Below are 7714 nucleotides of genomic sequence, written 5' to 3' on the forward strand. Positions count from 1 at the left end.
TTAATGGTGATGATGGTGGTGGTGATGTCCGCCCTCTTCCGTTTCTTCCGGTTTGTCCGCAGGATCACCGCCTGGCTCCAGCCCCGGTGGCCGCGAGCCATGGTTAGCGTCGCCATAGCGACCACGATGGCTGGTGAGCATCACCACTGCGATCATCGTTGCCAGCAAGGTAACGCCAGCGGATTCGAACACCAGCATGGAATCGCCCAACAGTTCGTGGCCCAGGGATACTACCGGTTGCCAGCCTTCCGGAATCGTCCTGGAGGGAAACTCCCCAAATACCGCCACCGCACTGAGCGCCGCAAAAGCCACCACACCTGCGGCAATGGCCACCTTCTCCTGATGCACCATCTTCATCGGGTTCAGCCCTGCCGGGTTCATCATGAACATCACCATGAACAGCGCCATCACCATCATCTCCACTGCCATCATGAAAAACAGCGCCACGCCAAGATAAACTGCCGCGAGTAAAAGCATGATCACGCCGACCGCCAGAAATGAGATGAGCAGGAAAAACGACGCCCGCACCATGGAGTCGGTCACAAACACACGCCATCCGGCGTAGATGGCAATCGCGGCATTGATGTAAAAGGTGATATCGACAGCACTCATAGCAAGGCCTCCACGCCGGCGCCGGCAAGACTCAGAAATGACAGCGGCAGCAGAATTACCCAGGCGATGGTCAGAAAACGTTCCGGCGATACACGGGGTAAGGTGTGACCCAGAATAACGAGCAGCACCACCACTGCCAGGGTTTTAAGGATCAGCCACACCGGGCCGGGCAGCCAGGGGCCATGCCAGCCACCCAGAAAGGCTGAGGCGGCAATGGCGGAGAAGGCCAGCAACATGGCGGCGCGACCTGTGCTCCACAAAAGCTGAACCCGGCCTGCCTCTTCCGACGCCGCGCCGCCGTGCAGATCATCGGCGTCTATAAAATTCAACGGCCCCCAAAAGCTCACGCCCAAACCCACAACCAGAAACAGTGGCAGGCCCAGCGGTTGGCGAACCACATTCCACAGCTCGGCCTGGGTATCTACCACGGCACTGATTTGCAGTGATTCGGCGGGCAGTGCAACGCCAATCAGCACAAACATGCTGACCAGAATGTACGATAAGCCCAGTGAAACGTAGCGATAAGCGCCCAGCAGCGGGAAATGGGCGTTGGGTGCCCAGCCTTTCAAAAAAACAAGAACCGTTGCCAAAGGTTCAATGGCGCCCCAGAACACGATACCCGTAGTCAGGTCTACCGGTACAAAATCACGGCTCCAGGGCACCAGCGCCAGGCCCATGGCAGCCAACACCAAGTACAACACCGGTGCAAGTCGCAAGGCGGGCCGGTCCGGCGTTTCGGTTTCGTTGTGTGGAGCGTGCCACAGGCGTGCGGCGTTCTGCAGCGGGATCAACAGCGGATTGCCGGGCGTCTGGCCGGTAACGCGTGCCGTTATCGCACCATCAATCGCGGCAACGCAGTAGGCGCCGACCAATAGCGCCAACAGAACAGTACAGGCAGAAGCAATCAGAAGCGTGGAAGTCACTATTCGCCCCCTCCCTGTAATTGAATAACATCCGTATAACGCACAGCGGCCATATCGAAGCTGGCAAGCACCGACATTGCCTCGCTCCATTCCAGGCCAACGAGCAACGAGGGCATAAGATCGCTGATATCCACGGGCGGAGTTGATTTTGTCAGCTCCCCCACAGGCGATTCCACCGCCCCGGAAGGCGAACTCATGGCCCGGGCTTTAGCCGCCGCTGCGGCAAGTGTCAGCGCCTGCCCGGCTTCGTCCCGCCACTGTTTCCAGCGCGCTGCGCAACTGCCCTGCTTCTGAACCACTGGCTCAAAACCGAGCGCTACATACGCAGGATCATTCAGGCGGGCATCCCGGGCGTCACCGCCGGCTCTTGCAGCGGGGCCGCGCAAACGGATCCAGTTTTCATCGTGGACAATGCCTTTTCCGGCCCCCGCCACCCAACGTAATGACTGCAGAACACGGGCGTTGACCAGGTCATCAATCGACTGGCCAGGCTTTAACTCGACGGCGTGATGGCGAAGGCGCCGAGCATGGGCCCCCAGGCCATTCAGTTGCAGAGCGGCTGCCAGCCGGCGTATATGAAAAGCGGCGCGGGCAAGTTCCAGGTCGGCAACGGCGACCGGTTGTTCAAGCGCCTGATAGAACACCGCCGGCAGCGTCAGCTCGTAGGGCCGGGAAAGCACTTCCCAACCCGCAATGACGTCCCCATGCAAAGTGACCTTGGCGGCCATGCCAGGCGGTAACAGGGGCGAAAATGGCCCTATCGAGAAAACCAGAGGGTCAAGCTGCAAACCATCACGAAGATCATCCTCGGGCATGGCCATGGGGCGGCCATAGGGCTTGCCGCCCATCATCCCTTCGCCCCCATGCCCATCACCTACACCCTTCCATGGCGCGGGCGGCTGATCCGGGCACAGGTTAGGATCAGAGCTTTGTTGGCCCGCATCGAGCGAATGCACAGCCTGTTGAATTTGCTGCCCTAACTGGTCCGTCGCATCCACCACAATAGCAGAGCCTGACAGTTCCTGCGGTACGGCCATTGCACTGCACCAGGCGGTGACTCTGGGTGCGGGTACCTGGCCGTGAACGCGCCGGAGCGCCTGCTGGTCACGGTAATCGATGCTACCCATTACCGCCAGGGCACGCGCGCGCTTAGGTGATTGCACCACGGTTACCGCCGGCGACAGATAAAGCGCCTCCAGTGCGGCTTCACCGGCAATACCCACGACAGGAAAAACCGGCACGGGCGCCTGATTGGCCAACCTGCGTAGCCAGGTTACTGCCATTTGAACGCCCCCTCACGCCAGCCGTAAAGGATGCCGATCGAGAGAATGCCCAGAAACATTCCCATTTCGGCCAACGCTTTAATGCCTTCGGAAACATACACAACCGCCCACGGGTACATGAACATCATCTCCATCTCGAAGGCGATGAGTAGCAGAGTCATGGGGTAATAACGTATGTGGAAACGCGACCAGGCATGGGTGTCCGGCTGCCCGCCGCCAAGGAAGGGCGCCCGCTGGGGCCAGGGAATGGATTTTTTCGACTCGCCGGGAACATGCTGGACCCAGAAACCGAAGCCCGCAGTAATAATCACGACAAGCAGCAATACCAGTAGCTGTTTTAACTCCATGACACGACCAATGATTTCTTATCGCAGATGACGTAAAAATTCTGAGTTTTTGCGAACACGTTGCCTCCGAAAAGCGTAGTCGAAAAACCTGAACTTACGAAATGATCGTGATTTTGCTATGCAGTTCCGGGAAGCGGGCGAGGCTATCAGCAAGCAAATGGGCGTCGAGGAGTTGAGAGCTGTAGCGTCAGTTGTGTTCTGAGAATAAGGCTCATAGCCCACTCCTTTCAGACCAAGCATCATAAATTCGCTCGTCCCACTTACTCTGGAAAAATGCGATAACGGCTTTTTGGTCTTCCCTGGAGAGCTCATCCCCAAAGGCTGGCATTTGCCCACCCATGGGAGCGCCACCCTGACTGATCGTGCCCATCAGCATTTCAAATGGATGGTGCCAGGCGTGTCCTGTTCCGTTAAGTGGTGGCGGCGGATAGGAACCATCCTCCAACCGCTCCCTCCAGCTGAAGGCGCCTTGGGCATTGGAGCCATGGCAGCTCGCACAGTTGTCGTCGAACACGGTTGCACCACGCTCAATCTGGGCTTGGGTGTACCAGCGACCATCTACCGTTTGTTTGCCGCAGGCGCTGAGCAATGCAACCAAGAGAACGCTGAATGAGGCTTTTACTTTAAGCATCACATTTTCCCCTCAATTTCTCGGGATCCGTGTACCAGTACAGGAGGATCTGAAGCCCCGGAGGGGTGGCCTTCAGATGACGAAACCCCGGGGTATCCTAATCGGCAGCCCCGGGAATAGTCACAGAGTTATTTCGCGCGATCTTGCAATTCCTTCTGGTGCTCCAGCATTTGTTCCATCATCAGCTGCATCTGGTCCATCCGCCGTTCCATAAACTCAATGCGGTCCTCTGGTTTGACAGCAGAGCTGCCTTGGCCCGGATTTCCCCGCATGCCCTGGCCGCTCTTCATTCCAGGGCCATTCATCATTCCCTGACCACTCATCATGCCCTGGCCACTCATCATTCCCTGGCCATTCATCATCCCTTGGCCGCCCATCATGCCGCCGCGCATCATGTGCATCTGCTTTTGCATGCGCTCCATGTGCTCCTGCATAAGCTTTTGCCGGTCTTGTCCGGAACTTCCGTGCATTTTGGGCGCCATCTCTTGCATACGGGACATATTCTGATGCATTTCCTGCATCTGTTCCTGGGACATCATCATCCCACCAGGTCTCTGCTGATTACCGGAACCCTGCGCCCAGGCAACTGGCGCAGCGATAATCAACGACATTGCGATTATTCTGGAAAAATTCTTCATAGCTAAACTCCTCAAGCAAACAAGATGCAGCCGTCAGATTGCGTTGACTACTTCAGACAACATGTCTCTCACCTCACCGGCAATCGCTTTGAGCTGCTCATTATCAATTGCCGCCATGGACGAAACGGGATCAACTGCGCTGACTTCAACCCCTTCGGTTGTCTCGCGCAGGATCACGTTGCATGGCAGCATGGCACCTACCCGGGGTTCTGCGCCAATTGCTTTCCAGGCCATGCCCGGATTACAAGCTCCGAGAATCCGGTAGGCGGACATATCCTTGTCCAGTTTCTTTTTCATGGTTGCCTTGACATCTATTTCAGTCAAAACCCCGAAGCCTTTATCGGCCAGAGCCTGACGTGTTCTTTCATCCACTTCCGTGAAATCTGCGTTTTCTATTACTCGATTAATGGTGTAAGACATGGGAACCTCCCGTTAGGTTTTTACTGATTTAGTCCCGTTCAATCATCCTCACACAGGTCGATCACTGATTTTATAGTGGGTAGACCTGCCCTCTCATTGAACCTCCTTTTATTTCTTCATAGGTGGAATTTTAGAACAGCAAAACGGCTCATGCTTTGCGTTTGCACGAACGTTGTCGTCGGTGAACCGGTACCACGCGAGCCTTCGACGTTGCCACCAGCCGCGCTTCAAACGGCCTCCCTGAGCTTCAATCAGGTTAATCAGTTCATCGGTGGACCAATGTGTGCCATCGAATGTGACAACCAGTTGGTCTTCGGCTTTACCTTCCGCGAAATCTACGCATGGATGGTTGTTCAGCTCCTGGATAAAATCCTCCCACTGGGTTTCAGTGAGACCTTCTACCGTGAGTTTGCGGCGAAGCAGAAACTGCTCCTGGTTTGTTGCTTTGTAGGCTTTGGTCATGGCCTTGCACCTCGCAGCTACGTTATCCAGCCTCTATCACAACACTTCAAGCTGAACTGCAACTGAAAATTGCAGTACAAATCATCCGGACATACCGAAACGTGCTGTAGATCAAACCCGGCAGAAACAGACCAGGGGTCAATACCCAAGGCCTACCCTGTGGCTTCAGAAGGAGAGCCGCGCTCCGACAACCGCAAACCAATCCTCTGTGCTGCCGCCATCGGCCCTGGCAAAGTCCGCTGTATCGCCGTATTGGCGTTCGTGAACAATACCAAGGTAAGGCGAGAAAGCGCGGTCAATCAGGTCGTAGCTCAGGCGCAACCCGGTTTCCGTAGATACCAGGCCCTTACCGACTCCAAGGACCGCATAGGTTCGATCCGGTCCTTCCGGAGTGTCGAATCGCACTCCGGCTTTTGCGTCGAAGAATGTTGATATCGGGATTTGGCCAACCAACTGGTTTTCGAGTTTTTCGTAAGCCCGCTCTTCGAAGGAATACTCCCCACTGGTAAGCCAGCGAGCTTTGAAACTAGCCTGGCGCCAGCGTTGCCCTGGCGTATCCGGAGCGTCCCATGGACTCGGCAAAAACCGTGTAGGCCTGCTCGTCTTTGGGCCGAACGATCACGTCGTAGGTTTCCGCAACGCCGATCCGAAATTCGTCCACGTTGACAGGCTGCACGTTGTTGCCATCGGCCTGCACAACGGTCATCTCCAGGCCCGGAATCCGGATATCGAAATAGGTCATCGCTGATGAGTTGATAAAGCGCAGCCGAATTCGCTCGCCGGGCTCAAAGAGGCCGGTCCAGTTCTGTTTCGGGCTCTTGCCGTTAATCATGCCGGTGAAACCCTGCAGATCCTCAACATCGGCCTGCATCATGCGCATGCCGCCCCATGCCAGGCGCTCTTTCACCGTGCTCAGGAAGCCGTTTTTCGAAGCATCTGAGAAGAACTCTCCCACGTGAACGTCTCCCCGGGCTTGATGCCAGGAAAGCTGATACCCGGAACACCATCCTGCTCGAAGGGAAGAATCAAACCGTGCCAGTGAATCGAGGTCATTTCGTCAAGGTTATTGGTGACGTTGATCGACACCTCTTCGCCTTCTTTGAAGCGCAATACCGGGCCAGGGGATTTGCCGTTGTAGCCGACGCCCTGTTTTACAAATTCTCCGGTATCGATTTCGACCCGATCCACGGTCAGGTTGTACTCACCCGCTAAAGCAATAGCCGGCAAAAGCAGGCCTAAAGTGCCTGCAACAAGGGTTTTCTTCATGGTCAACTGCTCCCGAACCACTTGTCAGGGAAATTGACATGGCAACTGCTGCAACTGCGAACTTTGCTGGACTCATCAAGCTTTCTCCTTTGGTACGGCGTGGTGTGCCTTCAAAACCCAACGGGTTTATCTGGTAACGTGGGTATGCTGCTAAAACGCCAGGTACCATCGCGCACGAACCTGAACTCTTTCTGAAAATCTGGAACTATTTGCGGTTCAGGCTCAATTCAGTTTGACAAGCGACACTGCTTTAGCCTGTTTTGGCCGAAGTTATTTAGCCGAAGTTATTTAAAGGGAGCGATCAATGAGGTTACTGCTGGTAGAGGATGACCGACTGCTTGCTGAAGGGCTTGCCAGCCAACTTGAGAAGGCCGGTTTCAGCGTGGATGTGACTCGTTCTGCCAACGAAGCCATTATTTTGGGCGAGCAGGAGGACTACAAAGCCGGCGTGCTGGATCTCGGGCTACCAGATGGAAATGGCCTGGACGTGCTGAGAAAGTGGCGCTCAAGTAAAGTCATTTTCCCGGTACTGATCCTGACCGCTCGAGGGGACTGGCAAGATAAGGTCAACGGACTTAAAGCTGGCGCAGACGATTATCTGGCCAAACCCTTTCAAACCGAGGAACTGATTGCACGGTTAAACGCCATCTTGCGCAGAAGCGAAGGCAGGGTCCACTCCACGGTAAAGGTCGGGCGTTTTGAACTGGACGAGAACCGACAGCGCTTGATAATCGAAGATGGCACAGAACACAGCCTGACCGGTACGGAATTCCGGTTGTTACGCTGCCTGATGGGTCGGCCCGGCCATATCTTTTCCAAGGAACAGCTAATGGAGCAGCTCTACAATCTTAACGAAAGCCCCAACGAAAACACCATCGAAGCCTATATTCGGCGCCTGAGAAAACTGGTCGGGCCGGAGACCATTGCAACAAAGCGTGGCCAGGGATACCTGTTTAATGACCCTGTTTAAAAAGCCTGTATCGGTAAAGGGCGCACTCCTGCTTCTGCTGTTACCTGCAGGCATTGGATTGATGGCAATCGCCTGGCTTGTGCACGGGTTACTTCTGGAGAGAATGTCCAGGGAGTTTGTTGAGAGCCGCCTGAAAGCCGAAGTGGCTTTCCTGGAACATCA

The 7714-nt window shown here is 55.5% G+C and carries 9 protein-coding genes and 3 pseudogenes; 2 read left to right on the forward strand and 10 right to left on the reverse strand.

Annotated features, from left to right (window positions below; translation table 11 throughout):
• The 10 genes and pseudogenes from CDH48_RS11170 to CDH48_RS11215 all read right to left on the reverse strand — a co-directional run.
• On the reverse strand, positions 1-612 hold the full coding sequence (locus CDH48_RS11170; protein ID WP_100688808.1) for an NADH-quinone oxidoreductase subunit J family protein: 612 nt from the start codon (positions 610-612) through the stop codon (positions 1-3).
• Complete coding sequence (locus CDH48_RS11175; RefSeq protein WP_100688809.1) at positions 609-1535, reverse strand: complex I subunit 1 family protein; 927 nt, start codon at positions 1533-1535, stop codon at positions 609-611. Before CDH48_RS11175 ends, CDH48_RS11170 begins: the two co-directional genes overlap by 4 nt.
• On the reverse strand, positions 1535-2818 hold the full coding sequence (locus CDH48_RS11180; RefSeq protein WP_100688810.1) for a hypothetical protein: 1284 nt from the start codon (positions 2816-2818) through the stop codon (positions 1535-1537). Before CDH48_RS11180 ends, CDH48_RS11175 begins: the two co-directional genes overlap by 1 nt.
• Complete coding sequence (locus CDH48_RS11185) at positions 2809-3165, reverse strand: NADH-quinone oxidoreductase subunit A (protein WP_100688811.1); 357 nt, start codon at positions 3163-3165, stop codon at positions 2809-2811. Before CDH48_RS11185 ends, CDH48_RS11180 begins: the two co-directional genes overlap by 10 nt.
• A 211-nt stretch (positions 3166-3376) precedes the next feature.
• Positions 3377-3796: a c-type cytochrome gene (locus CDH48_RS11190; protein ID WP_100688812.1), complete on the reverse strand. Its 420-nt coding sequence runs from the start codon at positions 3794-3796 to the stop codon at positions 3377-3379.
• Between the two features lie 128 nt (positions 3797-3924).
• The gene (locus tag CDH48_RS11195; RefSeq protein WP_100688813.1) at positions 3925-4434 is read right to left on the reverse strand and encodes a hypothetical protein; all 510 of its coding nucleotides are present in this window, start codon (positions 4432-4434) and stop codon (positions 3925-3927) included.
• A gap of 33 nt (positions 4435-4467) precedes the next feature.
• The gene (locus CDH48_RS11200; protein WP_100688814.1) at positions 4468-4854 is read right to left on the reverse strand and encodes a DUF302 domain-containing protein; all 387 of its coding nucleotides are present in this window, start codon (positions 4852-4854) and stop codon (positions 4468-4470) included.
• Between the two features lie 108 nt (positions 4855-4962).
• Positions 4963-5316, reverse strand: a complete 354-nt coding sequence (locus tag CDH48_RS11205; protein ID WP_100688815.1) for a hypothetical protein — start codon at positions 5314-5316, stop codon at positions 4963-4965.
• Positions 5317-5481: 165 nt separating this feature from the next.
• Positions 5482-5841: pseudogene (locus CDH48_RS11210) on the reverse strand (copper resistance protein B); the annotation flags it as partial.
• Between the two features lie 7 nt (positions 5842-5848).
• Positions 5849-6582, reverse strand: a pseudogene (locus CDH48_RS11215) (multicopper oxidase domain-containing protein); the annotation flags it as partial.
• Positions 6583-6886: 304 nt separating this feature from the next.
• Here CDH48_RS11215 and CDH48_RS11220 point away from each other — a divergent pair.
• Positions 6887-7552, forward strand: a complete 666-nt coding sequence (locus CDH48_RS11220; protein WP_100688817.1) for a response regulator transcription factor — start codon at positions 6887-6889, stop codon at positions 7550-7552.
• Positions 7539-7714, forward strand: a pseudogene (locus CDH48_RS19580) (histidine kinase); the annotation flags it as partial. The gene CDH48_RS11220 and the pseudogene CDH48_RS19580, both read left to right, overlap by 14 nt.

Source organism: Marinobacter aromaticivorans, assembly GCF_002806975.1.
Lineage (GTDB): Bacteria > Pseudomonadota > Gammaproteobacteria > Pseudomonadales > Oleiphilaceae > Marinobacter > Marinobacter aromaticivorans.

Bases quoted from the DNA above. Each gene is read 5' to 3' on its own strand.
- CDH48_RS11190 (WP_100688812.1), bottom strand. From the start codon at position 3,796: ATGCTTAAAGTAAAAGCCTCATTCAGCGTTCTCTTGGTTGCATTGCTC.
- CDH48_RS11195 (WP_100688813.1), bottom strand. From the start codon at position 4,434: ATGAAGAATTTTTCCAGAATAATCGCAATGTCGTTGATTATCGCTGCG.
- CDH48_RS11170 (WP_100688808.1), bottom strand. From the start codon at position 612: ATGAGTGCTGTCGATATCACCTTTTACATCAATGCCGCGATTGCCATC.
- CDH48_RS11200 (WP_100688814.1), bottom strand. From the start codon at position 4,854: ATGTCTTACACCATTAATCGAGTAATAGAAAACGCAGATTTCACGGAA.
- CDH48_RS11205 (WP_100688815.1), bottom strand. From the start codon at position 5,316: ATGACCAAAGCCTACAAAGCAACAAACCAGGAGCAGTTTCTGCTTCGC.
- CDH48_RS11220 (WP_100688817.1), top strand. From the start codon at position 6,887: ATGAGGTTACTGCTGGTAGAGGATGACCGACTGCTTGCTGAAGGGCTT.
- CDH48_RS11185 (WP_100688811.1), bottom strand. From the start codon at position 3,165: ATGGAGTTAAAACAGCTACTGGTATTGCTGCTTGTCGTGATTATTACT.
- CDH48_RS11180 (WP_100688810.1), bottom strand. From the start codon at position 2,818: ATGGCAGTAACCTGGCTACGCAGGTTGGCCAATCAGGCGCCCGTGCCG.